Source organism: Stenotrophomonas maltophilia group sp. vghtpe118, assembly GCF_052605195.1.
This window is the reverse complement of record NZ_CP199672.1, coordinates 320,566-344,924: the sequence shown is the minus strand read 5'-3', so window position 1 is coordinate 344,924 and position 24,359 is coordinate 320,566. Positions and strand designations below refer to the sequence as shown.

23 protein-coding genes, 1 tRNA gene and 1 pseudogene are annotated in these 24,359 nt (G+C 67.5%); 7 read left to right on the top strand and 18 right to left on the bottom strand.

All coding sequences use genetic code 11. From position 1 onward, the window contains the following. Positions 1 to 3 precede the first annotated feature (3 nt). Complete coding sequence (locus ACUDTM_RS01735; protein ID WP_088497315.1) at positions 4 to 312, bottom strand: YerC/YecD family TrpR-related protein; 309 nt, start codon at positions 310 to 312, stop codon at positions 4 to 6. A gap of 440 nt (positions 313 to 752) precedes the next feature. Beyond that, positions 753 to 2,147: a histidine--tRNA ligase gene (hisS, locus tag ACUDTM_RS01730; RefSeq protein WP_072169064.1), complete on the bottom strand. Its 1,395-nt coding sequence runs from the start codon at positions 2,145 to 2,147 to the stop codon at positions 753 to 755. A 127-nt stretch (positions 2,148 to 2,274) separates the two neighbouring features. Here hisS and ACUDTM_RS01725 point away from each other — a divergent pair, with 127 nt between their 5' ends. Beyond that, positions 2,275 to 3,027: a Crp/Fnr family transcriptional regulator gene (locus ACUDTM_RS01725; protein WP_005416324.1), complete on the top strand. Its 753-nt coding sequence runs from the start codon at positions 2,275 to 2,277 to the stop codon at positions 3,025 to 3,027. Between the two features lie 57 nt (positions 3,028 to 3,084). On the opposite strand, the gene thrC is transcribed toward ACUDTM_RS01725, so the two are convergent. From thrC to ACUDTM_RS01695, 6 genes are all read right to left on the bottom strand, one after another. Further along, positions 3,085 to 4,371 carry a threonine synthase gene (thrC, locus tag ACUDTM_RS01720; protein WP_445391090.1) on the bottom strand — a complete coding sequence of 429 codons (1,287 nt, stop codon included), beginning with the start codon at positions 4,369 to 4,371 and terminating at the stop codon, positions 3,085 to 3,087. A 29-nt stretch (positions 4,372 to 4,400) separates the two neighbouring features. Beyond that, positions 4,401 to 5,315 carry a homoserine kinase gene (locus ACUDTM_RS01715; protein WP_227837201.1) on the bottom strand — a complete coding sequence of 305 codons (915 nt, stop codon included), beginning with the start codon at positions 5,313 to 5,315 and terminating at the stop codon, positions 4,401 to 4,403. Further along, positions 5,312 to 7,816 (bottom strand): bifunctional aspartate kinase/homoserine dehydrogenase I, encoded by a 2,505-nt coding sequence (gene thrA, locus ACUDTM_RS01710; protein ID WP_445391089.1) that lies wholly within the window; start codon positions 7,814 to 7,816, stop codon positions 5,312 to 5,314. The genes ACUDTM_RS01715 and thrA overlap by 4 nt, the downstream gene beginning before the upstream one ends. A gap of 84 nt (positions 7,817 to 7,900) precedes the next feature. After that, positions 7,901 to 8,035 carry a hypothetical protein gene (locus ACUDTM_RS01705; protein ID WP_445391088.1) on the bottom strand — a complete coding sequence of 45 codons (135 nt, stop codon included), beginning with the start codon at positions 8,033 to 8,035 and terminating at the stop codon, positions 7,901 to 7,903. A 138-nt stretch (positions 8,036 to 8,173) separates the two neighbouring features. Further along, on the bottom strand, positions 8,174 to 9,124 hold the full coding sequence (locus ACUDTM_RS01700; RefSeq protein ID WP_180890605.1) for a DMT family transporter: 951 nt from the start codon (positions 9,122 to 9,124) through the stop codon (positions 8,174 to 8,176). Between the two features lie 167 nt (positions 9,125 to 9,291). Further along, complete coding sequence (locus ACUDTM_RS01695) at positions 9,292 to 9,987, bottom strand: helix-turn-helix transcriptional regulator (protein ID WP_252744531.1); 696 nt, start codon at positions 9,985 to 9,987, stop codon at positions 9,292 to 9,294. An 81-nt stretch (positions 9,988 to 10,068) separates the two neighbouring features. On the opposite strand from ACUDTM_RS01695, the gene ACUDTM_RS01690 reads away from it, so the two are divergent. Then, positions 10,069 to 10,848 carry a DUF6491 family protein gene (locus ACUDTM_RS01690; RefSeq protein WP_227837194.1) on the top strand — a complete coding sequence of 260 codons (780 nt, stop codon included), beginning with the start codon at positions 10,069 to 10,071 and terminating at the stop codon, positions 10,846 to 10,848. Here ACUDTM_RS01690 and ACUDTM_RS01685 read toward each other — a convergent pair. The 3 genes and pseudogenes from ACUDTM_RS01685 to ACUDTM_RS01675 all read right to left on the bottom strand — a co-directional run. Continuing rightward, positions 10,845 to 11,897 carry a linear amide C-N hydrolase gene (locus ACUDTM_RS01685; protein WP_049413806.1) on the bottom strand — a complete coding sequence of 351 codons (1,053 nt, stop codon included), beginning with the start codon at positions 11,895 to 11,897 and terminating at the stop codon, positions 10,845 to 10,847. The genes ACUDTM_RS01690 and ACUDTM_RS01685 overlap by 4 nt on opposite strands. Positions 11,898 to 11,940: 43 nt before the next feature. After that, entirely contained in the window at positions 11,941 to 12,378 is a 438-nt protein-coding gene (locus ACUDTM_RS01680) for a DUF6691 family protein (RefSeq protein ID WP_445391087.1), read from the bottom strand. After that, positions 12,375 to 12,818 (bottom strand): annotated as a pseudogene (locus ACUDTM_RS01675) (YeeE/YedE family protein); the annotation flags it as partial. The gene ACUDTM_RS01680 and the pseudogene ACUDTM_RS01675, both read right to left, overlap by 4 nt. Before the next feature lie 80 nt (positions 12,819 to 12,898). Between ACUDTM_RS01675 and ACUDTM_RS01670 the strand changes: the two are divergent. After that, a complete protein-coding gene (locus tag ACUDTM_RS01670) occupies positions 12,899 to 13,219 on the top strand; it encodes an ArsR/SmtB family transcription factor (RefSeq protein WP_353761892.1) in 321 nt (106 codons plus the stop codon). Between the two features lie 15 nt (positions 13,220 to 13,234). On the opposite strand, the gene ACUDTM_RS01665 is transcribed toward ACUDTM_RS01670, so the two are convergent. From ACUDTM_RS01665 to ACUDTM_RS01645, 5 genes are all read right to left on the bottom strand, one after another. Then, positions 13,235 to 13,663: a BLUF domain-containing protein gene (locus tag ACUDTM_RS01665; RefSeq protein ID WP_252744536.1), complete on the bottom strand. Its 429-nt coding sequence runs from the start codon at positions 13,661 to 13,663 to the stop codon at positions 13,235 to 13,237. Between the two features lie 83 nt (positions 13,664 to 13,746). Further along, on the bottom strand, positions 13,747 to 14,880 hold the full coding sequence (locus ACUDTM_RS01660) for a hybrid sensor histidine kinase/response regulator (RefSeq protein WP_252744537.1): 1,134 nt from the start codon (positions 14,878 to 14,880) through the stop codon (positions 13,747 to 13,749). Beyond that, entirely contained in the window at positions 14,877 to 15,452 is a 576-nt protein-coding gene (locus tag ACUDTM_RS01655; protein ID WP_053499917.1) for a chemotaxis protein CheB, read from the bottom strand. The genes ACUDTM_RS01660 and ACUDTM_RS01655 overlap by 4 nt, the downstream gene beginning before the upstream one ends. Next, on the bottom strand, positions 15,452 to 16,276 hold the full coding sequence (locus ACUDTM_RS01650) for a CheR family methyltransferase (protein ID WP_053499919.1): 825 nt from the start codon (positions 16,274 to 16,276) through the stop codon (positions 15,452 to 15,454). The genes ACUDTM_RS01655 and ACUDTM_RS01650 overlap by 1 nt, the downstream gene beginning before the upstream one ends. Next, a complete protein-coding gene (locus ACUDTM_RS01645) occupies positions 16,273 to 19,380 on the bottom strand; it encodes a response regulator (protein ID WP_088497308.1) in 3,108 nt (1,035 codons plus the stop codon). The genes ACUDTM_RS01650 and ACUDTM_RS01645 overlap by 4 nt, the downstream gene beginning before the upstream one ends. Before the next feature lie 151 nt (positions 19,381 to 19,531). Here ACUDTM_RS01645 and ACUDTM_RS01640 point away from each other — a divergent pair, with 151 nt between their 5' ends. Both ACUDTM_RS01640 and ACUDTM_RS01635 read left to right on the top strand, forming a co-directional pair. Further along, complete coding sequence (locus ACUDTM_RS01640; RefSeq protein WP_404830531.1) at positions 19,532 to 20,695, top strand: two-component system sensor histidine kinase NtrB; 1,164 nt, start codon at positions 19,532 to 19,534, stop codon at positions 20,693 to 20,695. Next, positions 20,685 to 21,044 carry a response regulator gene (locus tag ACUDTM_RS01635; protein WP_069139920.1) on the top strand — a complete coding sequence of 120 codons (360 nt, stop codon included), beginning with the start codon at positions 20,685 to 20,687 and terminating at the stop codon, positions 21,042 to 21,044. The genes ACUDTM_RS01640 and ACUDTM_RS01635 overlap by 11 nt, the downstream gene beginning before the upstream one ends. Before the next feature lie 26 nt (positions 21,045 to 21,070). Here the strand turns inward: ACUDTM_RS01635 and ACUDTM_RS01630 are convergent, their stop codons facing one another. Next, on the bottom strand, positions 21,071 to 21,535 hold the full coding sequence (locus tag ACUDTM_RS01630; RefSeq protein ID WP_088497306.1) for a GNAT family N-acetyltransferase: 465 nt from the start codon (positions 21,533 to 21,535) through the stop codon (positions 21,071 to 21,073). A 78-nt stretch (positions 21,536 to 21,613) separates the two neighbouring features. Then, a tRNA-Arg gene (locus tag ACUDTM_RS01625) sits at positions 21,614 to 21,690 on the bottom strand. Between the two features lie 183 nt (positions 21,691 to 21,873). On the opposite strand from ACUDTM_RS01625, the gene amaB reads away from it, so the two are divergent. Together amaB and ACUDTM_RS01615 are read left to right on the top strand one after the other, a co-directional pair. Then, on the top strand, positions 21,874 to 23,406 hold the full coding sequence (amaB, locus tag ACUDTM_RS01620) for an L-piperidine-6-carboxylate dehydrogenase (RefSeq protein ID WP_005416301.1): 1,533 nt from the start codon (positions 21,874 to 21,876) through the stop codon (positions 23,404 to 23,406). Then, complete coding sequence (locus ACUDTM_RS01615) at positions 23,406 to 24,245, top strand: SDR family NAD(P)-dependent oxidoreductase (RefSeq protein WP_072168929.1); 840 nt, start codon at positions 23,406 to 23,408, stop codon at positions 24,243 to 24,245. Before amaB ends, ACUDTM_RS01615 begins: the two co-directional genes overlap by 1 nt. Positions 24,246 to 24,359 lie beyond the last annotated feature (114 nt).

The following is a 24,359-nucleotide window of genomic DNA, read 5'->3' as shown; positions in this document are numbered from 1 at the left end:
GGATCAGCGCGAAGCAAGGCGGTCGATGGCGGCGGCATAGCCTCGATGGCCATGCTCGAGCGTGCGCGCCACCCGTCCGGTGGTGGTCACGCTCACGCCGGTGCGCTCGTGGATCTCGCGATACGGCACGCCCTGCTGCAGCAACGGCACCACTTTCCAGCGGTCGGCCATGGCTTCCAGTTCGGCCGGCGTGCACAGATCGCGCAGGAAGGCTTCCACCTGCTCCGGCTCGCGCAGGGCGGCAAAGGCCAGGGCCAGGGCTTCCAGGTCGGCCTTCGGGTCTTTGGCGGCAATCTCGGGGCGGGCTTTCACGGGGCTGTTTCCATGCATCAATGTAATAGCGCGTTAGTACATTAGCGCATTCTTGCGCAGTGCGTCAAATCGTCAGTTGGGGTACGGCAGGGCTGCTGCCCTGCACCCGCAGAGGCAAGAGCCAGAGCAACAGCAAAGCTGGTTTCCGAGGGTTGGCGGGATGGATCCGCTTGAGGGGGGCGCTGCAAGTACCCCTCCGGGGCCCGGCCCAGCCGCTGGCGGCTGGGCGTTCGGGCGCTTGCGAAGCAGTGCTTCGCAAGCAAAGCGCCCTCACCCATGTAAGCTCGGTCGCCGCATTTATGCGGCTCACGCCCCCTCAACCGGACCCACCCCGCCTTCGACGGTTGGCCGCGAGCTGTCGGGACGGCCGGGGCCCGGAAACGAAAACGCCCACCGGTTGGTGGGCGTTTCCTTGAAGCGTTGCATGCTGCCAGTGGCCGTTACATCACCTTGGATTGCTCCAGCTCGACCTGCAGGGTGCTGGCCAGCTCGTCGCGGGAGACTTCGAACTGCTGCTCGCGCACCAGGTCCTTCACCGCCACCACGCCGCGCGCCAGCTCGTCCTCACCGGCCAGCACCACGAAGCGGATGCCCGCCTTTGCGGCGTACTGGAACTGCTTGCCGATCTTCTTCGGCTCCATCTGCACTTCGGTGTTGATGCCACCGGCGCGCAGGCGGCGGGCGATGTCCAGCGACTGCGGCATGCCCTGCTCGTCCATCAGTGCCACCAGTGCCTGCACGCTGCTGGCCTCGATGCCATCGATCAGGCCGGCTTCGCGCAGCTGCCAGAACAGGCGCGACAGGCCGATGGAGATGCCCACGCCCGGCAGCTTCGACTTGCTGTAGTGGCTGGCCAGGTCTTCGTAGCGGCCGCCCGAACAGATCGAGCCGATCTGCGGATGGTCGGTCAACGTGGTCTCGTAGACGGTGCCGGTGTAATAGTCCAGGCCGCGCGCGATGGAGAAATTCAGGCAGTACGCGCTCTCCGGCACACCCAGCGCCTGCACCAGCTGCAGCACTTCGCGCAGCTCGGCCACGCCGGTGCGCAGGATTTCCGAAGAGCCGCCGTCGGCTTCAAGCGTGGCCAGCTGCGCCAGCGCATCGGCATGGCCCTGCGAACGCACGGCCACAAAGGCCAGGATCTTCTCGACCTGCTCGCCCGGGATGTTGAAGCCCTCGCCCACCAGCGTCTCGCGCACGTAATCGGCGCCGCGCTTGTCCAGCTTGTCCACTTCACGCAGCACCGCCAGCTGGCGCTCGCCTTCGGCCACGCCCAGGCTCTCGAAGAAGCCGCGCATGAGCTTGCGGTTGTTCAGCTGGATGCTGAAGTCGCCGATGCGCAGTTCCGAGAACACGGCGTGGATGACCGCCAGCACTTCGGCATCATAGCGAACGCTCAGGCTGTCCTTGCCGATCACGTCGATGTCGCACTGGTAGAACTCGCGGAAACGGCCGCGCTGAGCACGCTCGCCGCGGTAAACGCGCTGCATCTGGTAGCGACGGAACGGGAAGGTGAGTTCGTGTTCGTGCTCGGCCACGTAGCGTGCCAGCGGCACGGTCAGGTCGAAGCGCAGCGCCATCTCCGGCAGCGAACGGTCGCCCGATTCGGCCGCATTGGCCAGCGCACCGGTGGACTGCACGAAGTACACCTGGCGCTCGGTCTCGCCGCCGGACTTGGTCAGCAGCACGTCGGACAGCTCGAACACCGGCGTCTCCACCGGCAGGAACCCGAAGCGCTCGTAGTTGCGGCGGATCACGTCCAGCATGCGCTGGAACGCAATCTGCTCGCGCGGCAGCAGTTCAAGGGTGCCGGGCGGGGTACGGGGCTTGATCACGGGCGGAACTCCTGCTGGAACGGGACGTGGGAGGGGGCGACATTCTAGCGCCCCCGCCTCGGGCAGGGTCGAACGGCCGCTTGAAGTATCATAAGGCCCTCCCCCGCCCGCGATACGCCCCCGCAACATGTCACGGCCTTCCGGCGCTCCGCCCGCCACCAACGATCCCGCCTCGCCGTCCTGCACCACGCTGGACTGCCTGCACTGCTCGGTTCGCCACCTTGCGGTGTGCTCGGCGCTGTCGCCCGATGAAGTGCAGGCGCTGGAACAGGTCACCGTTTCGCAGCAGGTCAGCATGGGCAGCACGCTGGCCCGCACGGGTGAAGAACGCGACCATGTCTATACATTGACTGCCGGCGCACTGCGCCTGGTACGCACCCTGGCCGACGGCCGCCGCCAGATCAACGGCTTCGTGCTGCCCGGCGACTACCTGGGCCTGAGCGGCAGCGACCATCACCGCTACGACATCGAAGCCATCGCCGACAGCCGTGTCTGCCGCGTCGCGCTGCCACAGATGAAGGCGCTCCGCAGCCGCTTCCCGCACCTGGAGCGCAAGCTGCTGCAGCGTGCCTGCCAGGAACTGGATGCCGCGCAGGACGCTGCACTGGCGCTGGCACGCCTGCAGCCGGCCGAGAAGCTGGCTGATTTCCTGCTGCGCCTGGCCGCGCGTGAAGCCAGGCTGGGCGGCGACGGCCTGCGCGTGTCGCTGCCGATGGGCCGAGGCGACATCGCCGACCATCTGGGCCTGACCATGGAAACGGTCAGCCGCACCTTCACCAAGCTGCGCCAGCAAGGGCTGATTGCCCTGCCCCACCTGAACGTAGTGGAGATCCTCGACGAGGACGGGCTGCGCACGCTGGCCGGTGAAGGGTTGATCTGACCGCACTGCGGTTGCTGGGATTGCCGGCCAGCGGCCGGCAATCCCATCCATCTCCGATCAACGCAACAACACCTCGCGCAACGCCGCGTAATCGGCGGCCAACGGTTCGGCGTGCGCCGCCCGTTGCAACAACGCATCCAATGCCGGCGGCACGGCCACAGGTTCGCCGATCAACGGCTCGACCACGGCCTCGAACTTGGCCGGATGCGCGGTGGCCACCACCGCCCAGTCGCCCTTGGCACCACGGGCGCGCAGGTCCTGCAGCACCTTCACCGCCGTAGCCGTATGCGGGCAGAACAGCTCGCCCCTGCTGGCATGCGCGGCGGCAATGGTGGCCCGGATGGTCACGTCATCCACCGCAAACGCCCGGAAGGCAGCACGCAGTTCGGCATCGTCACCCTGGTAGAGCCAGCGCAGGCGCTCGAAGTTGCTGGGCGCCCCCACATCCATGGCATTGGCCACGGTCGCCACGCTGGCCTGCGGGTGGTACTCGCCACCGTTGAAGTACGCCGGCAATACGGCGTTGGCATTGGTGGCCAGCACGATCTGTCCGATCGGCACGCCCAGCGCGCGCGCCAGCACTGCGGCCATTGCGTTGCCCAGGTTGCCGGTCGGTACCACCAGGTTGAGCCGGCGACGATGCAACGCGTAGTGGCTCAGTGCCGTATGTGCGTAGTAACTCATCTGCGGCAGCAGGCGACCGAGGCTGATGCTGTTGGCCGAGCTCAGCGGCACCTGTGCCTGCAGTTCGCGGTCGGCCAGCGCCTGCTTGACCATGGCCTGGCAGTCGTCGAAGGCACCGGCCACGCGCAGCGCCTGGATGTTGTCACCGAAGCAGCCGAGCTGGTGCGCCTGGCGCGGTGACACGCGGCCATCCGGATACAGCACCACCACGCGTACGCCTGGCTGGCGATGGAAGGCCGCGGCAACGGCGGCGCCGGTATCGCCAGAGGTGGCGACGACGATGGTCAGTTCGCGGTCCTTGCCGGCCTGCAGCCGCGACAGCGTACCGGCCAGGAAACGCGCACCAATGTCCTTGAAAGCCGCCGTCGGTCCATGGAACAGTTCCAGCACGTGGTCACCGTCGCCGAGCGCGCGCAGCGGCACCGGGAAGTCGAACGCCTCGCGGCAGATCGACGGTAATCCGGCCTCCAGCGCATCCCCGGCGAAGAACGGTGCCAGTAGATCTGCGGCGGTATCGGCCAGGGTCGCACCGGCTTCCAGCTCACGTGGCGCCGGCAGTGCCTGGGGCACGTACAGGCCACCATCGGGTGCCAAGCCTGCAGCGATGGCCGCGCTGAGGCCAACGGCCGGGGACCGGCCGCGGGTCGAAACGAATTGCATGGGTTCAGTATCCAAAGAGGGAGAAGGATTCAGCACAGCCGGGCTCCCGGCGCATCCAGCGGCGACACCCAGGCATCACTGTCAAAGCCGGCAGCAGCGAATGCGGCCTGCACCGGCGCCGCGGCAGCGTGGGCCTGGTCGGCATCTTCGAACCAGGCGAATACGCTGGGGCCGGCACCGGAGATGCCCGCGCCCATTGCACGGGCTGACAACGCCGCATCGCGAGCCACCTCGAAGCCGCCGATCAGACCCGCCCGTCGCGGCTCCACCAGCACATCGCGCAGGCCAGCGCGCACCAGCGCCGCGTCGCTGCGATGGCAGCCGCTGAGCACCAGCGCAAGATTCGCACTCTGCGCCACGAATTCACCCAGCGCATAGCTGCCTTGCAGCGCCTGGCGTGCCAGACGGGTTTCCAGCACCGCGTGCGGGTGCACCAGCAGGCTGTGCCAACTGGCTGGCACAGGGATCGGCAGCAGGCGGTCAGCCGTGCACAACGCCATCCCGCCGAGCAGCAGCGGCCCCACGTTGTCACCATGGCGGCCCCCACTGGCCACGGCCTCGCCATCCAGCGCAAACGGATACAGCGCATCGCGCGAGAGTGGCGCATCCAGCAATGCGTTGGCAGCAACCAGCGCAGCGACGCACGAGGCTGCCGAGCCCCCCATGCCGGAGCCGAATGGAATGCCCTTGTCGATCTCCACCGCGAAGCCGAAGTGCAGGCCCAGCCCTGCGCGCAGCGACATCAACGCCGCACCTGCCGTGTTTCCGGCCGCCTCCAGCGGAAGTTCGACCGCACTGCCACGGATCGCCTCGATGCGCACCACCGGCTCATCGATACGCCGCACGCTCACCGTATCGCCAACGCCTGCAATGGCATGCCCCAGTATGTCGAAGCCCACCGCCACATTGGCCACCGAGGCGGGCGCAAATGCACGTGCGATCACAGGCGTGCTCCCTCGCCAGCGGCTACCCGCAGCAGGTCGGCGAACACGCCCGCCGCCGTCACTTCCGGTCCAGCGCCCGGTCCCTGCACCACCAGCGGGTTGTCGCAGTAGCGGCGGGTACGGAACTGCACCACGTTGTCGGTCAGCCGCAGGTTGGCGAAGGCATGGTCGGCCGGCAGTTCCTGCAGGCCCACCGAGGCGCCGTCGGTGCCCAGCCGTGCCACGTAGCGCAGCACCGCGCCACGCGCCCGCGCATCCTGCAGGCGCTGCAGCAGGCTGGCGTCGGACTCGCCCAGCCGCGCCATGAAGTCATCCACGCTGCCGTCGCGTAGCAGTGCCGGCACCAGGCTTTCCACCTGTACCTGTTCCAGGCTGAGCGCGTGACCGGCCTCGCGTGCAAGGATCACCAGCTTGCGTGCCACGTCCACACCGGACAGATCATCGCGCGGGTCCGGCTCGGTATAGCCCATCGACCGCGCCTGCGCGACCAGCTGCGAGAACGGCTGGCTGCCATCGAAGCGGTTGAACAGCCAGGCCAGCGTGCCGGAGAAGATGCCCTCGATGGCCAGCACCTCGTCACCGGTATCGACCAGATCGCGCAGCGTGGTGATCACCGGCAGGCCCGCGCCCACCGTGGCCTCGTAGCGGAAGCGCGCACCACTGGCCGCTGCGGCGGCGCGGATGCGCTGGTAGCGCGGCAGCGGCCCGGCACCCGCCTGTTTGTTCGGGGTGACCACATGGATGCCTGCCGCCAGCCAGCCCTCGTAGCGCTCGGCCACCTCGGCACTGCCACTGCAGTCGATCACCACCGCATGCGGCAGGTGCGCAGCCAGCAGGTGCTCGGTGAAACGATCAAGATCGCTGGATTCACCCGCGTCCCGCAGGGCCTCGCGCCAGTCCGCATGCAGGCCGTCCACTTCCAGGCGCATGCGCGAACGCGAGGCCAGCGCACGCAGGCGAAGATCCACATTGGCCTTGGCCAGCAGCTGCGGGCGCGCGGCCAGCAACTGGTCCAGCAGTGCGGCGCCAACGTTGCCGGGCCCGATCACACCGACCGCGAAGGTCTGCGGCGACAGCCAGAAGCCTGCATGCGCCGCGCGCAACGCACGGGTGGCATCGGCACTATCCACGGCGACCGAGATGTTGCGTTCGGACGAGCCCTGCGCGATCGCCAGGATGTTCACCTGCGCACGCCCCAGTGCCTCGAACAGGCGCGCCGCCACACCTGGCTGCCCGGCCATGCCGTCACCGACCGCAGCCAGTACGCTGACGCCCTCACTGACCTGCACGCGCTGCACCTGTCCCGCTGACAGCTCGTGCGCAAATGCGTGCAGCAGTGCCTCGCGGCCGCGCGCAGCTTCGGCGGCGCGCACCACGCAGCAGATCGAATGTTCCGAGGAACCCTGCGAGATCATCACCACAGAGACCTGCGCCTGGCGCAGGGCGGCAAACACACGCTCGGCGGTACCCGGCACGCCGATCAGGCCAGTGCCCTCCAGGTTCAGCAGCGCCAGCCCGGGACTCAGGGTCAGGCCCTTCACCGGCCCGCGCGGCGAGCGCTCGGCGCTGATCCGCGTACCCGGATGCGCCGGCTGGAACGTATTGCGGATGAAGATCGGCAGGCCGAGTCGGATCGCCGGCGACATCGTCTGCGGATGCACCACCTTGGCGCCGAAGTACGCCAGTTCGCAGGCCTCGTCGTAGCTCAGCGCTTCCAGCTGCACCGCCTCGGGCACCAGCCGTGGGTCCGCCGACAGCACGCCATCGACATCGGTCCAGATGTGCAGCTCGTCAGCGTTGAACAGCGCGGCAAAGATCGCACCGGAATAGTCGCTGCCGTTGCGACCGAGGGTGGTGATGCGGTCATCGCGATCGCGTGCGACGAATCCGGTGGCAACCAGGCGCGACTGCGGATGCTGCAGGCGCCACTTGACCAGGCGGTCGGCACTGGCTTCCCAGTCGACATCCACGCCGAGTTCGCCATGCCCGACCACCAGCACATCGCGCGCGTCGAGTACCGCGCAGTCTTCGCCCAGCGCGCGCAGATGCGTGCCGAGCAGCTGTGCGGAAAACACTTCGCCCAAGCCCTGCACACGGTCCAGCACCTCGCGCGGCAGCTCGCCGATCACTTCCAGCGCGGCCAGCACTTCGGCCAGCTGATCGAAGCGGGCGTCGATCCATTCGACCGTCTCGCCCACCTGCTCGCCCAGCAGCGCCACGGCAGCGCCGCGATGGCGTGCGCGCAGGGCATGCCAGGCCTCACGCCAGCCTTGATCGCCCTTGGCCGCCAGCTGGGCCAGTTCGATCAGCGCGTCGGTGACGCCCTTCATCGCCGAGACGACAGTGACCTGCAGCGATTCGGGACGGGCCAGCAACAGCCCGCCCACATGGCGATAGCGTTCGGCATCGGCCACCGAGGTGCCGCCGAACTTGTGCACGACGGTGAACGCGGCAGCCAGGTCGGCCGGGGCAACGGAATGAGCGGGGGCGTGGGGAGACATGCAGACCTCGGTAGGAGGCCCCGTCGCATGCAGGTGTCGAGTTTCCCCGCCACCTGTAGGGTGCGGGGCCGTGGTTTTCGGGAGTTACACGAAGACGACGGGCCGCACCAGGGCAGTGGTGGCGGTGGTGGTAATGGTGGTGATGGTCGCGACCGGCGCAGTCGAACGGCCCGCAATGGCGGGGGCGATCAGGCTGGCGTGGGCGGCATCAAGGACCATGGCGCACAGAAAACACCGTGCGCCCGGCCGGTGTCAAGTGCTGCGATGCAAAAAACCGATGCGGCGATCATCGGCCAACGCGCCTACATTTGGTTGCAACTGAGACAAAGCCGGCATCAGCACGCTTGACGACTGCATTCAGCCGGCATGTTCGGCGATCGCCCGTGGTGTGCGATGCGCATGCGCGCACAGCATCACACCGGCCACCAGGAACACGATCGCCAGTGCTTCCAGCAGCGAGGGCCAGCGCTGCTGCCAGGCGAAGGCATAAAGCAACGCGAACAAGGTCTCGAACACGATCATCTGGCCAGTCAGGGTCAGTGGCAGCAGGCGGCTGGCACGGTTCCAGAATGCGTTGCCGAGGATCGAGGCCACCACTGCCACGCCGGCGCTGATCGCCCAGAACCCGCTCCATTGCGCCGCCGTATGGCTGCCGGTGTGCCCGCTGAAGGCCATCGGCACCAGCAGCAGGGCCAGGCCGCCAGTGGTGACGCCGGTCAGCAGCGACCAGTCATGGCTGGACAGGTCTGGCCTGCGCGCCAGCCAGCGGCTGTTGCCGATCGAGTACAGCGCCCACGAGAACAGCGCACCGAACGCGCACAGCAGCCCGATCAGGCGCTGCCGCCACGGGGTGACCAGGTGCTCGGACATCAGCGCTTCCCAACCCACCAGGGCGACCCCCAGCACGCACAGCCCCAGTGCCGGCAGCAGCTGTTTCAGTGGTACAGCGCCCGGCTCGCGCACGCCAACGAGGGTGACCACCACCGGTATCAGGCCGACGATCAGCGATGCCGCAGCGCCACCGGCCCACTGCACGGCGGTCGCCAGCAGCAGGAAATACACCAGGTTGCCTGCCAGGCTCAGCCACAGCAGGCCGATCCATTCGGCACGGCCCAGCCGCAGTGCCAGCCGCTTCCATCGCGGCAGCAGCAGGGCGACTGCCATCAGGCCATAGACCAGGTAGCGGCCGGCGGACAGTTGCAACGCATTGAACGACTGAAGCACGGCAGGCGCGAGAAAGACCACGCCCCACAGCGCGCCAGCGGCCACGCCATTGGCGATGCCCACGGCCATCGGGTTGTTGCGCATTCGGATTGTCCGGGCGGATGGAACGGGCCGCGCAGTGTAAGCGCTGGCCGCTGGGCGCTCTTGACCGAGGCTGCTGCCTTGTCACCTCTGTAGAGCCGAGCCCATGCTCGGCTGCGATTCACCGTTGTGCAGACAAGGGCAGCCGAGCATCGGCTCGGCTCTACAACTCAGCCGGCACCCCTGCGCCACGCAGCGGGGGTCTGGCCACATTCGCGGCGCAGCGCACGGGTCAGTGCGCTCTGCTCGGAATAACCTGCAGCCAGTGCGATATCGCTGATCGGCGCGGCAGTGGTGCGCAGCTGATGCTTGGCCCAACGCAAGCGGCACGCACTGAGCCAGGCCTGCGGGCTCAGCCCGAACTCGCGCTGGAACAATGCGTGCAACCGGCCCTCGCTGATACCGACAAATCCGGCCATCCGGGCAACCGGCCAGGCCCGGCCGGGATCGGCCTGCACCGCCGCGCACAGGCCCTGCATGCGCGCCCCACTGCCCGCCGGTGCAAATACCTGCAGCAACTGCGGCAGCAACGCCGGCATCGGCTGCCCTGCCTGCACCTCGGCCAGGCGCCGACGCAATGCCAGCGGCAGATGCAGCCAGCGCTGGCGGCACAGATGCTCCTGCGTGCCGTCATCCAGCACGCCTGGAGGACAATCAACGATCACGAAACCATTGGGGCCGTCCGCCATCTGGTCATGTGCTTCGCCGGCGGCGACAAATGCCCCCTGCAGCAGGTCCAGCCGGCCGCCGCGCCCTTCCATCTCGAACTGCAGTTCGCCCTGCAGCGGAAGCACCCACTGCGCGTAGTCATGGCGGTCCAGGCCGGTGGCCTGCCCGTAGTGCCGCAGATGGAAGATGGCGCCCATCCGGGCAGTGTGCGCGTGTAACAACGGCCGTGCAAACCGCTGCTATAGTCGATGCGTCATCCAACGCAGGGAGTGCAGGTCATGACCCATCAGCAGCTGTCCCTGGTGCTTGCCACCAGCCTCGGCCTGGCGCTCACCGCCTCGGCCTCCGCGCAGGAACGTACGCCACCGGCCCCGCACTGCATGGACGCGGTCGGCGTCCAGGAAGTGGAGCAGGCGTCATCGCGTTCAATCGCCCTGCGAGCCGCCTCGGGCCAGGCCTATCGGATCGACTTCAGCGAAGAGTGTCCCGGCGTCCGCGGTGCCACCACGCTGAAACTTGAAGCACCCGCCGGCTGGGCCTGCGGTCGCCCCAGCGAGCGTTTGGTGGTCGATGGCCGCAGCTGCGCGATCAGCGCGGTGACCCCCGTGCAGGATCGCGACTACGCCAGCGTTGCCCGCGACAGCGATCGCCTGCGCATGGCCACCCTGCCCGCCCTGACCATCCGCGAGCGCAGGGACATCCGCCGCAGTTTCGGTGGTTCGCCGTCGTACTGCTTTGCCACGCGCAACGTGCGCGCGTGGTCGTCCGACCCGCAGGGCATGCTGGTGGAGACCAATCCGCATCGCAATGGGGGTCACCGCTACTATCGCGTGGAGCTTGGCAGCCACTGCCGCCAGCTCGACCGTGCGCCACAGCTGAGCTTCCACTCCGGCATGCAGAACGGCCTGATCTGTGGCAATCCGGGCGATCGCATCCTCACCGCCGGATTCGAGAATGGTGACCTGCGCAACGACGCGCTGGCGCCGCTGCCGCAGTACACCCGCGGCGGCTGCACGATCCAGGCGGTCTATCCGGCTTCCAGCCAGGCGTCGAACTAACCGTCGACGCCGAGGAACGCAAACGGTGCGCTGGGCACGAAGTGGCCCAGCGCGTCGCCGGAAAAGGTATTGCGCTGGTCCGGACCGAGATCGAGCTTGAGCACCTTGCCGCCGAAATCGACCTTGTTCAGGTCGACCCAGAAGGTGTTCGGTGTCAGTGCCGATTCGAAGAAGTACAACCGCCGCTTGTGGTCGGCCACGGTGCGCCAGCGCGTGGATGAAATATTCGGTTCGCCCGGGGTGGTGATGCCATACGGTACCGAGGCGTTGCGGATCACGCTGAACACACTGGCCAGCGCCACCACCGGGTCTTCCGCCTTGGGAATGGCGTTGATGTAGAACGAGGCGCGCGCGAAACGGTCGGCTGAGCGGTTGGTGCCCGGCAGCATCACCGTGCCGCCGATCTGCTGCCAGTAGCTGTTGAGTGCCAGCTGCTGCTCGAAGATCGGTGAGTTGGTCATCACCTGGTAGCGCCGGTCATGGTGGATCACCTGGCGACCGCCGATGTATTCGACGATGGCGCTGTCGCCACTGGCATCTGACAGCGACAGGTGCAGCGTGGCCTGGCGGTCTTCGCCCGGCACCTTGTCGGTGACGATCGAGTACGGCTCGCGCTGCAGCGCCGCGACCGCCTCGTCTACGGTGGCGAAGTTGTCCAGCACATACTGCGCCCATAGTGAGATGGCCAGGCCCGGCTTGTTGCCGCGCTGCTTCGGATACTCCGATTCGACCAGCCACAGCAGGTTGGCCACCAGGCCTTTCTCGTTCATGCCATCGGTGGTCGATACGTCATAACCGGTGGCCACCACCGAGCCGTAGCGCGCCGTCCAGGCCAGCGACTTCGGCCCGGCCTGGCCGGTGCGCGCGATGCCGCGCGGCAGAACGTAGAGGTTGGTCGCCACATCGACCTTCCAGTCCATCGAGCGAGCGGTGATCACATCACCGTTGTCGCCCAGGTAGACCGCGCGCGTGCAGGCCAGCGCCGGTGCCACTGCGGCAGCCAGCGCGACCGCCAGCAGTGCCCTTTCCTTCCACTTCATCCGTGCCATGTCGTTGCGCTCCTTTCCCCGTGATCCGTGGATATGACGCGATTCAGGGTGACACAGCGGTGAAGCCCGGGCGAACCAGGCGATCGTGCAGCCAGAAACCTGCAAGCATCGCCGGCACCAACCAAAGCGCTTCGCGCGATCCCACCGCCAGCCCGGCGATGGCAGGGCCCGGGCAATAGCCTGCCCATCCCCAACCCATTCCGAACAATGCCGCGCCCAGCACGAGGCGTACATCGACAGCGCGCGCAGCGGGCAGTTGGAAGCCCGTTGCGCATGACGGCCGCGGGCGCCGCAGCACCCAGCGCTGGCCGACCGCGCTGACCAGCAGTGCCGAGGCCAGCACCCAGGCCAAGGTGGGATCGAAATCGCCGGCGATGTCGAGGAAACCGAGGACGCGGCGCGGATCGGTCATGCCGGCCAGCGCCAGGCCCGCGCCGAACAGCGCCCCTGCCGCGCCGGCGGCCACCATCACGCGGCTCATGCGAAGCCGCCGCCATGACGGATCAGGAATGTGGTCAACATTGCGCAGGCCATGAACACCACCACCGCCAGCAGTGACCGCATTGAGCCGCGGGCCAAGCCGCACACCCCATGACCACTGGTGCAGCCGTTGCCCAACCGCGTACCGAATCCGACCAGCAGGCCGGCGCCAACCAGCTGCCACGCCGGCAAGGCGTCACGCAACAGGTCGCGGGGCGCTTGGCCTGGCACGGCCTGCCAGTACAGCACACCCCCGCCAGCGGCAAGCAGGCTGAGCAGGAATGCCCAGCGCCAGCCGCGATCGCCCGGCGTTGCGCGCACGCTGCCAGCGGCGATGCCGCTGATGCCGGCTACCCGGCCCGTGGTTGCCAGCAACACCACCGCCGCCGCACCGATCAATGCGCCCCCCGCGACGGCGGCCCACGGCACGGTCATGACCTGCCTCCACTTGTTCCGTTCATTCGCTTGCCTTTTGAATTAGCTTTGTCTAAATTAGCTTCTTCTAAAACAAAAGGTCAACCATGACCCGCATCGAGCTCGACAGTGCCGCGATGGCCGGGCATGCCGCCCAGGCCGCTGCGCTGCTCAAAAGCCTGGCCCATCCTGCACGGCTGCGCGTGCTGTGCCGGCTGGTCGAAGGCGAGGCGCCAGTACCGGAACTGCAGGCACTGACCGGGCTCAGCGCATCAGCGCTGTCCCAGCATCTGGCGGTGCTGCGCGGACTTGGCATCGTCGCGACCCGGCGCGAAGCGCAGTCGATCCACTACCGGGTAGTGGAAGGGCCGGCGCTGGGCGTATTGCAGGCGTTGCACGCGGCGTACTGCGGAAGTGCAGCGCGCTGAACCTTCCACGCAGGTTCAACCTGCGTGCAGCACCGGTTGCACGACCTGATCGAGCAGATCCACCGGGGTCGGCGCCGACAGGTCACCATGCAACGCGCGGGTGAAACCTGACCAGTCGCTGGAAGACAGTTGCCGCAGCAGCGCCTCCTCCACCGGCAACGCGCGCATCGACCAGTACGGAAACTGGCGCTGGCCGAGGCGGCCACGCGCCAGTTCGATGATGTCGATATGGCTACCGGCCTGCAGGATGCGTTCGTACACCGAATCGATACCATCCGGCGGCCCTTCGATGTACTGCAGGAATCGCCCGCCGTCATGCAGCAGCACACCGGTCACGCCCGCCATCTTGTTGAAACGGGCTGCATCATCGACCAGCGCCCGCAGCCGTTCAGCGGAAAGATCCGGCAGCGACTGGCTGACGTAGGCGATGGCACGCAGTGGCATGGCGCTTCCTTGACAAGATGTACAGCCACGGTAGCAGCTGCGGACGAGTCCGTCTCAGCGCCCGCGGGTGTTTCCTGAAGAATTCAGGTAGCGGCCGCCGGCAGCGCCTCTACGCGCCTCGGCAACCGGGCTTCGAACACCACCTGACCGGCTTCATTGCGCGCTGCGATATGCCCGCCGTGCGCGCGCACGAACTGATCGACGATATACAGGCCCAACCCCAGGCCATTGCTGGGATGGAAGCTGGCCTTGAACGGCTCGAACAGGCGCGGCAGCAGCGCGTCGTCGATCCGTCCCGCGTTGCTCACCCGCAGCAGCACGCTGCGCGGATCACGGCCGTCCACCTCCACCCGCGCCTCACTGCCATGGGTGAGCGCATTGCCGATCAGGTTGGCGGCAACCTGACCCAGCCGATCCAGATCACCCTGCAGGCGTGTATCGCCCTGCATATCCAGATGCAGCCGTGCGTGGCCGTGGGCGCTGCCCGCTTCGGCCACCACCGCACGCGTGACCTCGGCAAGATCACAGGCGCTGGCCTGCAGGCGCAGCCCGCCGCTGCGGATCCGCGAAAAGTCCAGCAGCTGCTCGACCATGCGCGCCATGCGCAGCGTGCTGGCCTCCAGGTGCTTCAGGGTCTGCTGCGCGCCGTCATTGCCCGCAGGAAGCTCCAGCGCCAGCTTGTCGGCACACAGCAGGATCGCCGACAGCGGCGTGCGCAGATCGTGGGTGAGCACCGCCGCCATCGTCTCGTTGAGCTTGAGCGAGCGCTCCAGCGCCTCGTTGCGCGCCTTCAGCAGCTGCCGCTGCTGGTACAGCTCGATGAAGACATTGACCTTGCTCAGGATCACCTGCGGCGCCACCGGCTTGTGCAGGAAGTCGACCGCGCCGGTTTCGTAGCCCTTGAACGCGCGCAGCGGGTCGTCCGGCGAGGCGGTCAGGAAGATGATCGGCACATCCCGGCTGCGGTGTGAACCGCGCATCAGCTCGGCCAGGGTGAAGCCATCGATCTCCGGCATGTGCACGTCCAGCAGGGCAAGCGCCACCTCATGCTCGAGCAGCAGTTCCAGCGCCTGCGCGCCCGAGCCCGCCAGCAGCAGGTTCACGCCTTCGCGCTGCAGCAGCGCCTGCATGGCCACCAGGTTCTGCGGCACGTCATCGACGATCAGCAGGTTGACCGGGGTCTGCGACTGCGCAGGGTCCGGCGGCAACAGGTTCATGCAAACAGCTCCTTCAGGCGACGGCACATCAGTTCGAGGGGCAGCACGGCATCGGCGCCGGCGTGCTGCAGGGCGGAGGCCGGCATCATCGATGCCTCGGCCTCCTCGGGACATTGCAGCCAGGCGCGGCCGCCGGCGGCGCGCACCGCGGCCACCCCTTCACTACCATCGCTGCTGGCACCGGTCAGCAGCAGGGCCAGTACCTGCGCGCCGAACACGGCCGCAGCCGACTCGAACAATGGATCGATGGCCGGGCGGGAAAACAGCACCGGTGCGTCCACCGACAACGCCAGCGAACCGGCGTCTTCCACCAGCAGGTGATAGTCCGGTGGCGCAAAGGTCACCGTGCCAGGCTGCAGCGGCTGCTTGTCTTCGGCCTCGCGCACCGGCAGCGCGCAGTACGGCGCCAGCACGTCGGCGATGCGGCTGCTGCGATCGCGCGGAAGGTGCAGCACGGCCAGCACCGGCGCCGGCAGAGCCGCAGGCAGCGCGCCGAGCACCGCCTGCAGCGCCGCGACCCCACCCGCCGAGGCCCCGATCACCAGCACGGCCGGTCGTGTCGGCGGTGCCATCAGGCAACCTTCCGGTACAGGCGATGCTCCCGCGAGCAGGTCTCGAACGCGCCGTGGTGGCGCCCGAACTGCAGCGACTCCTTGCTGCCCAGGCCAAGGAAGCCGCGATGCACCAGCGCTTCACGGAACAGGCCCACCGCGCGGTCCTGCAGATCGCGGTTGAAATAGATCAGCACATTGCGGCACGACACCAGATGCACCTCGGAGAACACGGTGTCGGTGGCCAAGCTGTGGTCGGCGAACACCACGTTGCGGCGCAACTGGCGATCGAACACCGCGCCATCGTAGGCTGTGGCGTAGTAGTCAGACAGCGAGGCGCTGCCACCGGCCGCCAGGTAGTTCCGGCTGAACTGGGCCATCCGGTCGATGCCATAGGCGCCGGCCTCGGCGGTGGCCAGGGCAGCCGGATTGATGTCGGTGGCGTAGACGATGCTGCGCTCCAGCAGGCCTTCCTCGTGCAACAGGATCGCCAGCGACCACACTTCCTCGCCGGTACTGCAACCGGCCACCCACAGCTTCACCGACGGGTAGGTGCGCAGCACCGGCACCACCTGCTCGCGCAGCTCACGGAAATAGGCCGGGTCGCGGAACATCTCCGAGACCTGCACGGTGAAGAACTGCATCGCCTGCGCGAACAGGTCCGGCTCGTGCAGCAGGCGGTGCTGCAGGTCGGCCAGCCGCTCGCACTCATAGCGCTGCATGGCCTGGCGGATCCGCCGACGCAGCGACGACACCGCATAACTGCGGAAATCGTAGTGGTAGCGCTGGTAAAGCGCTTCCAGCAGCACCTTCAGCTCGAGGTCGAACAGGGCCTGCTCGTTCATTGCCGCGAGCACCAGACCCGGCACAGCGAGACCAGCTTGTCGACGTCGATGGGTTTGGCGATGTAGTCGTTGGCGCCGGCCTGCAGGCAGCGCTCACGGTCGTCCGGCATGGCCTTGGCGGTCAGCGCGATGATCGGCAGGTCCCGCAGGTGGCGCTGCGCGCGGATTTCGCGCATCGCAGCAAGGCCATCCTTCTCCGGCATCATGATGTCCATCAGCACCAGGTCGACCTCGCGCTCGGCCAGCCGATCCACCGCTTCCTGTCCATTGCGCGCGATCTCCAGCGTGACGCCGAGGGGTTCGAGCACGCTGGACAGTGCGAAGATGTTGCGCACGTCGTCCTCGGCCAGCAGCACCGTCCGACCGTCGAGCACGGTGTCGCGACGGCGGGCCTCGCGCAGCAGGCGCTGCTGGTCGCTGGGCAGGTTGGCCTCCACGCTGTGCAGGAACAGGGTCACCTCGTCCAGCAGGCGCTCGGGCGAACGCGCGCCCTTGATGATGATGCTCTTGGAATAGCGGCGCAGTCGCTGCTCTTCCTCGCGGCTGAGTGCGCGGCCGGTATAGACGATCACCGGCGGGAAACCGACATCGTCGTTGCCGGCCATGTGCTCGAGCAGGTCGTAGCCACTGCCGTCGGGCAGCGACAGGTCCATCACCATGCAGTCGAACGTGACCGTACTGAGCTGTTCCAGTGCGCCGGCCAGAGTGCCTACGGCGACGATCTGCAGCTGGTCGCGGCCCAGCAACAGTTCCAGGTTGTGGCGCAGCTCGTTGTCGTCCTCCACGATCAGCAGCCGCCGCATGTCGCGCTGGCTGGTCTGTTCCAGCTGTTCGATGGCCGTCACCAGCCGCTCGCGCGTGGTCGGCTTGATCGCAAAACCGATCGCGCCCAGCTCACGCGCCACCTGGCTGCGGTCCGTGGCCGAGACCACATGCACCGGGATGTGGCGCGTGTCCGGGTTGCGCTTCAGGCGTTCCAGCACGCTCAGCCCCGACACGTCCGGCAGGCCGATATCGAGCAGGATGCCGTTCGGCCGCAGTTCGCTGGCCAGCGCCAGCGCCTCTTCCGCCGTGCCCGCCACCACGCAGTCGAAGTCCAGTTCATGGGCCAGCGCCACCAGCGCTTCGGCGAACGTGGCATCGTCCTCGACCGCCAGGATCAGGCGCCCGGCACGCTGGCGGCGACCGCGGTCGTCGGCTACGCCGGCCATCGCAGTGACCGGCGCTGCCGCGGTCGCAGCGCGTGCGGGCGCGGCCGGCAGCACGGCCGGCGCCGTCGGCGGCGCAGCCACGGGAACCTCGGCAGCGTCGGCTGCGCTCGCCGCGGGCGCACCCTGCAACGGCAGCTCCAGGATGAAGCAGCTGCCGCGCCCGGGCTCACTGTCGACCTGGATGCCGCCGCCCATGCGCTCGGCCAGATCGCGCGAGATCGACAGGCCCAGGCCGGTACCGCCGTAGCGACGGCGGGTGCTGCCATCGGCCTGGCGGAACGCTTCGAAGATGACATCCAGCTGCTCGCGGGCAATGCCGATGCCGGTGTCACAGACCTCGAACCGGATGCGGCCGTTGCCGCCGGCACGCACGTGCAGGCTGACCTTGCCATGCTCGGTGAACTTCACCGCGTTGGCCAGCAGGTTCTTCAGGATCTGCTGCAGCCGCTGGCTGTCAACCACCATCTGGGTTGGTGCCAGGGCGTCGGCTTCGATCTGCAGGGCGAGGCCCTTCTGCCGCGCCATCGGCTCGAACGTCTCGCGCAGCCGCTGCAGCGCGCTCTCGACCACCACCACTTCATCGGACAGTTCGACATGGCCGGCCTCGATGCGCGACAGGTCGAGGATGTCGTTGATCAGCGCCAGCAGGTCGTTGTTGGACGACAGGATCGCACGCGCGTACTTCACCTGTTCCTCGGTCAGCGTGCCGTCCTTGTTGTCGGCCAGCAGCTTGGCCAGGATCAGCGAGCTGTTCAGCGGCGTGCGCAGCTCGTGCGACATGTTGGCCAGGAATTCGGACTTGTAGCGCGAGGTCGCCGCCAGCTCGTTGCTGTTGCGCACCAGCTGGCTCTGCGCAACCAGCAGTGCCTGCTTCTGCGCCTCCAGCTCGTGGGTGCGCTCTTCCAGCTGCACGTTGCTCTGTTCCAGCTCAGCCTGCTGTTCTTCCAGGTGGCTCTGCGACTGCAACAGGCTGCGGCTCTGCTCTTCCAGTTCCTCGTTGGCCACGCGCAGCTCTTCCTGCTGGGCCTGCAGCTCCTCGCCCTGGCGCTGCGACTCTTCCAGCAGCACCACCAGCTGCGCACGCAGCAGCGATGCGCGCAGTGCCATGCCGATGGTGTCGGCGCAGCGCTCAAGCAGCTCGCGATCCAGATCACGCTGTTCACCCGCCCGCGCGCGGCCCAGCTCGATGACACCGACCACCGTACCATCGCTGCTGATTGGCGCCAGGATGCGCTCGCGCACCGGCAGCCGGCCCAGGCTGGTCTGCAGTTCGAGCACGGCAGCGTCTTCGCCGTGCAGGTGGCGGATGCGTTCGTCCCGCGCAACCTGCCCGGCCAGTCCTTCGTGCAGGGCCAGGGAGGCCGGCGTCCCAGTGGGCAGCGCCACGCCACCGGTCAGCTGCAGCCGGCCGCCGTCCAGGCGATAGACCGCACCGACCTCTGCATCCAGCTGCCCGGCCAGGCTTGCTGCTGCCGCCTCGGCGATCTGCTCCGGCCCAAGGTCACCGCGCAGGCTCAGCGCCACCGCGTTCTCGGCCTCCTGCAGCCAAAGCGCGCGCATCGCCTGGCGCCGGGCCTGGATCGCGCGCGAGACGATCAGTGCGATCATCAGGAAGGCGCAGCCACCGACGGTACGGTTGACTAGCGAGAACGACGAATTGTTGCTGGCTGGCGCAACGTTGAAGCCGATCACCAGCAGGACACAGGCGATCATCGCGACCACGAACGGCGCGCGTGCACTGCGCTGGAACACCGTCACGCCGACCGCGAGGAAGTAGGCCAGCCATACCGCATAGCCGAGCGGGACGACCAGTTCCAACACGATGGTCGCGGCCAGCAGCACGGCGGACGTCATCCAGATCCAGCGGTCACGCGTAGTCGCACCAGGACGCATGCAGGTCGGTTCCAGAAGGCAAAGGGTGGAAGATGGTACTCCGTGTCGCATTCAGCCGCACAGGACAAATGGCACGTGTCAGGTGTGCACGCATCCTTCACACTTGAGTGCCTAGCTTCACGTCCCTCACAGGGGTAACACTTATTTATACGTGGACGCAGCCGCTTCTACGACGTCCGTGCTGACGGACCCTTCCCGACAACTGCGACTGTTGATTGACAGCGTGCGCGACCATGCGCTGTACCTGCTTGATCCTGAAGGCATCGTGTGCAGCTGGAACCCGGGCGCCGAACGTATCAAAGGCTATTCAGCCGATGAGGTGGTGGGAACGCACTTCAGCCGCTTCTACCTGGCCGCCGACCGCGAGGCCGGCGAACCGCAGCGCCTGCTTCGCGTCGCAGCGCAGCAGGGGCATGTCGCCAGTGAGGGCTGGCGCGTTCGCCGCGATGGATCGTCGTTCCGCGCCAGCGTGGTCATCGAACCGGTCGTGGAAGCCGGCGAACTGCTCGGCTTCGTCAAGATCACCCGTGACATCACCGAGCAGTGGCAAGCGCAGCGGCTGCTGCGCGATGCCCAGCGTGCGCTGCGCAATACCCAGCAGTTCGAGACGGTCGGCCGGCTCAGTCGCGGCCTCTCACATGAGTTCAACAACCTGCTGACCACCATCGGCAACGCCCTGGACCTGCTGTCGCTGCGTGTCAGCAGTGACGATGCACGCGCAGCCGAGCTGCTGGATGCCGCGCAGGCAGCCACTGACCGCGGCGCGCTGCTGACCCGCCAGCTGCTGGCCTTCAGCACCGGCCAGACCCTGATCCGGGAATCGGTGGACATCAATGCGCTGGTACGGCAGTGGCTGCCGGACCTGCAACGCGCCTGCCCGCCCACGGTGGTACTGGATGCCGATCTCACCCCGGGCCTGCCGCAGGTGAGCACCGATGCGATGCAGCTCCAGACCGCCTTGGCGAATCTGGTGGCCAATGCCGTGGAGGCCACCGCCGATGGCGGCCGCATCCTGATCGGCACCGCGTTGGAACATCGCCTCGATCCGGATGCGGACACCATGCTGCAACGCGGCTATGTCACCCTCAGCGTCTGCGACGAAGGCCACGGCATGGCCGCCGACGTCGCCGAGCGGGCCAGCGAGCCCTTCTTCACCACCAAGGACATCGGCAAGGGCAGCGGCCTGGGCCTGAGCCAGGTGTTCGGATTCACTACCCAGAGCGGCGGCTTCGTCGATGTGTCCACCACGCCCGGTGTCGGCACCACGGTCAGCCTGCTGCTACCCGCAACCGAGGAATTTACCCATGACCGATGACCCGATCCGCGTACTGATGGTGGAGGACCAGAACGATCTGCGCGAGATGATCGGCATGGCCCTGCGCGATTTCGGCATCGAGGTGTCCACCACCGCCGACGGGCATGAAGCGGCTGCGTTGCTGAAGGGCGACGCACGCTTCGACGTGGTGTTCAGCGATGTCAGCATGCCCAACGGCATGTCCGGCATCGAACTCAGCGAGCACGTCGCGCGTGAGCAGCCGCATGCACGCATGATCCTGTCCTCCGGCTATGCGCGTTCGCAGCTGCCGCCGCTTCCGGAGCAGGTGGAGTTCCTGCCCAAGCCCTATCGCCTGCGCCAGCTGGTTGAACTGCTCAGGCAGGACTGAAGGCGTACCGGCCTGCGTGGCCATGCTCAGCGCCGGGCCCGCTGCATGAACAGCAGCGCCGGCGTTGATGCAGCGTCCACCGGCTCGAAGCCGAGGGTCCGGTACAACGCAAGCGCGGCGGCATTGTTCCGATAGACCCGCAAGGTCAGCCGTTCAACGGCATCAGACTGGAACGCCTGCTCGATCAGCGCGTGTACCAACGACCGCCCGAGGCCGCGGCCCCGCGCCTGCGGGGCAACCAGCAGACGGCCCAGATGCATCGTACCCGGCTGGGTGCGCCAGGCCTGGCCGAAACCCACGCGCTGGCCGCTTTCTGCCAGCAGCAGCCTTCCCGGGCGTTCGCGCAGCTGCAATACCTGCTCGAACTGCTCGGGTCGCAGTGGATAGGGCACGCCCGGTCCAGCCCAGCGCAGCGTGCCTGCGGCCGAATCCAGCCACCCGGCGATGAGCGCGTAGTCGTGGGGTTGCACGGGCTGCAGGCGGTGGTCCATGGCGGCCGGATCGCGAGGTGAGGCGCCAGCATATCCGAGTGACCTCGCGGGCAGCGCGCGGACGTGGCGCCGCGAACATGGTGACCCCGGCCCGATTCGAACGGGCGACCTTCCCCTTAGGAGGGGGACGCTCTATCCAGCTGAGCTACGGGGCCATGCAGCCGGGAAGTTTACAGGCAACGTGCCCTGCCCTCCAAGCATTCATGTTCCACCCGGTTCCCCTGGCGCGTTGCACCATGGCCGGTCGGGGCGCTCTGCTACCATCGGCGATTCAGTTCATCGCGTCTCCCACCTGCCCGCGATGGCGCCAAACAACGTAACGAAACACAGGAGTCTGCATGTCTTCCGAGCTGCTCAAGTCCCTTGGCCTGGACGCGATCAACGCTGGCACGTACCTGGGCAACGGGGAGTGGTCGAGCGCGACCAGCGGTGAGCTGATCACCCCAGTCAACCCGACCACTGGCGAGCCGATTGCGCAGGTCCGCGCCACCACTGAGGCCGAGTACGAGACCGTCGTCGCCCGCGCCCAGGAAGCCTTCAAGGTCTGGCGTACCACGCCGGCGCCGCGCCGCGGTGAAGCCGTGCGCCTGTGCGGTGAAGCACTGCGCAGGCACAAGGACGCCCTGGGTTCGCTGGTTGCCCTGGAAATGGGCAAGAGCAAGCCGGAAGGCGATGGCGAGGTGCAGGAGATGATCGACATCGCCGATTTCGCCGTGGGCCAGAGCCGCATGCTGTACGGCTACACCATGCATTCCGAGCGCCCCGGCCACCGCATGTACGAGCAGTACCACCCGCTGGGGCTGGTCGGCATCATCTCGGCCTTCAACTTCCCGGTCGCGGTGTGGAGCTGGAACTCGTTCCTGGCGGCGATCTGTGGCGACGTGTGCATCTGGAAGCCGTCCAACAAGACGCCGCTGACCGCCATCGCCTCGCTGAAGATCTGCAACGATGCCCTGCGCGAAGCGGGCTTCCCGGACATCTTCTTCCTGATCAACGATGCCGGCACCGCGCTGTCGGAAAAGATGGTCGATGACCGCCGCGTGCCGCTGATCAGCTTCACCGGCTCGACCCAGGTCGGCCGCACCGTCAACGAGAAGGTCGCACGCCGCCTCGGCCGCTGCCTGCTGGAACTGGGCGGCAACAACGCGATCATCCTGGACGAAACCGCCGACCTGAAGCTGGCGGTGCCGGGCATCGTGTTCGGCGCCGTGGGTACCGCCGGCCAGCGCTGCACCACCACCCGCCGCCTGATCGTGCACCGCTCGATCTACGCCGACGTGCTGGCCACCCTGGTCAAGGCCTACAAGCAGGTGGAAGGCAAGATCGGCGACCCGACCGATGCCGCCAACCTGATGGGCCCGCTGAACAGCGAAGGCGCCGTGCAGCAGTTCCTCGATGCCATCGCCCAGGCCAAGGCGGCCGGCGGCACCATCGAGACCGGCGGCACCCGCATCGACCGCGCCGGCAACTTCGTGCTGCCTGCAATCGTCACGGGCCTGAAGAACAGCGACGCCGTGGTCCAGCACGAGACCTTCGCACCGATCCTGTACGTGATGCCGTACGACACCCTCGACGAAGCCATCGACATGCAGAACGGCGTGCCGCAGGGCCTGTCGTCCTCGATCTTCACCCAGAACCTGAAGACCGCCGAGAAGTTCCTGTCGGCCGCCGGCAGCGACTGCGGCATCGCCAACATCAACATCGGCACGTCCGGTGCGGAGATCGGCGGCGCCTTCGGTGGCGAGAAGGACACCGGCGGTGGCCGCGAGTCCGGTTCGGATGCCTGGAAGGTCTACATGCGCCGCCAGACCAACACCATCAACTATTCGGATTCGCTGCCGCTGGCGCAGGGCATCAAGTTCGACCTGTGATGGCAAACGACGCGGACACGTCTGTGGGTCAGAGTCCCTCCGGGGATCTGACCCGTGCCCAGGGTCGGATCCCCGCAGGGGCTCCGATCCTCGATCTCAGCGGCCGCCGCGTGCTCATTGCCGGCGGCAGCAAGGGCATTGGTCGTGAAATGGCACTGGCCTTTGCTGGTGCCGGTGCACAGGTCTCGGTCTGCGCGCGCGGCCAGGCCGGCCTGGAGGCCCTGCGCGCCGATGCACAGGCGCAGGGCACGCCATTGCATGCGTTTTCCACCGATCTGGCCGATCCCGGCCAGATCCAGGCCTGGCTGCAGGCCGCCGCCGATGCCCTCGGCGGCATCGATGTGCTCGTCAACAATGCCACCGGCTACGGCATGGCCGACAATGAGGAGGGCTGGGCCGCCAGCCTGCAGATCGACCTGATGGCGGCCGTGCGTGCCTCGCGCCTGGCCCTGCCCTGGCTGCGTGCGTCCGGCGATGCCTGCATCCTCAATCTGTCGTCGATTGCCGCGCAGCAGCCGCGTCCCGGCGGCGCACCCTACGCCGCTGCCAAGGCCGCGCTTTCGCACTACACCACCTCGCAGGCGCTGGCACTGGCCAAGGACCGGATCCGGGTCAACGCCATCGCACCGGGCTCGATCGAGTTCGATGACGGGCTCTGGGACCGTCGCCGCATCGAGGATCCAGCGCTGTACCACGGCACCCTGGCGAAGATCCCGTTCGGCCGCTTCGGCCATCCGCGCGAGATAGCCGACGCGGCCCTGTTCCTGTGCTCGCCACTGGCGCGCTGGGTTACCGGCAGTGTGCTCAACGTGGATGGCGGTCAGGTGTTGATGGGCTGAATTTGTAAAGCCGAGCCCATGCTCGGCTTGCACGCAAGACGCGGTCGATCCCGCATCAGCCCAAGGGGGCAGCCGAGCATGGGCTCGGCTCTACAGGGCACTGCCCATGGGATT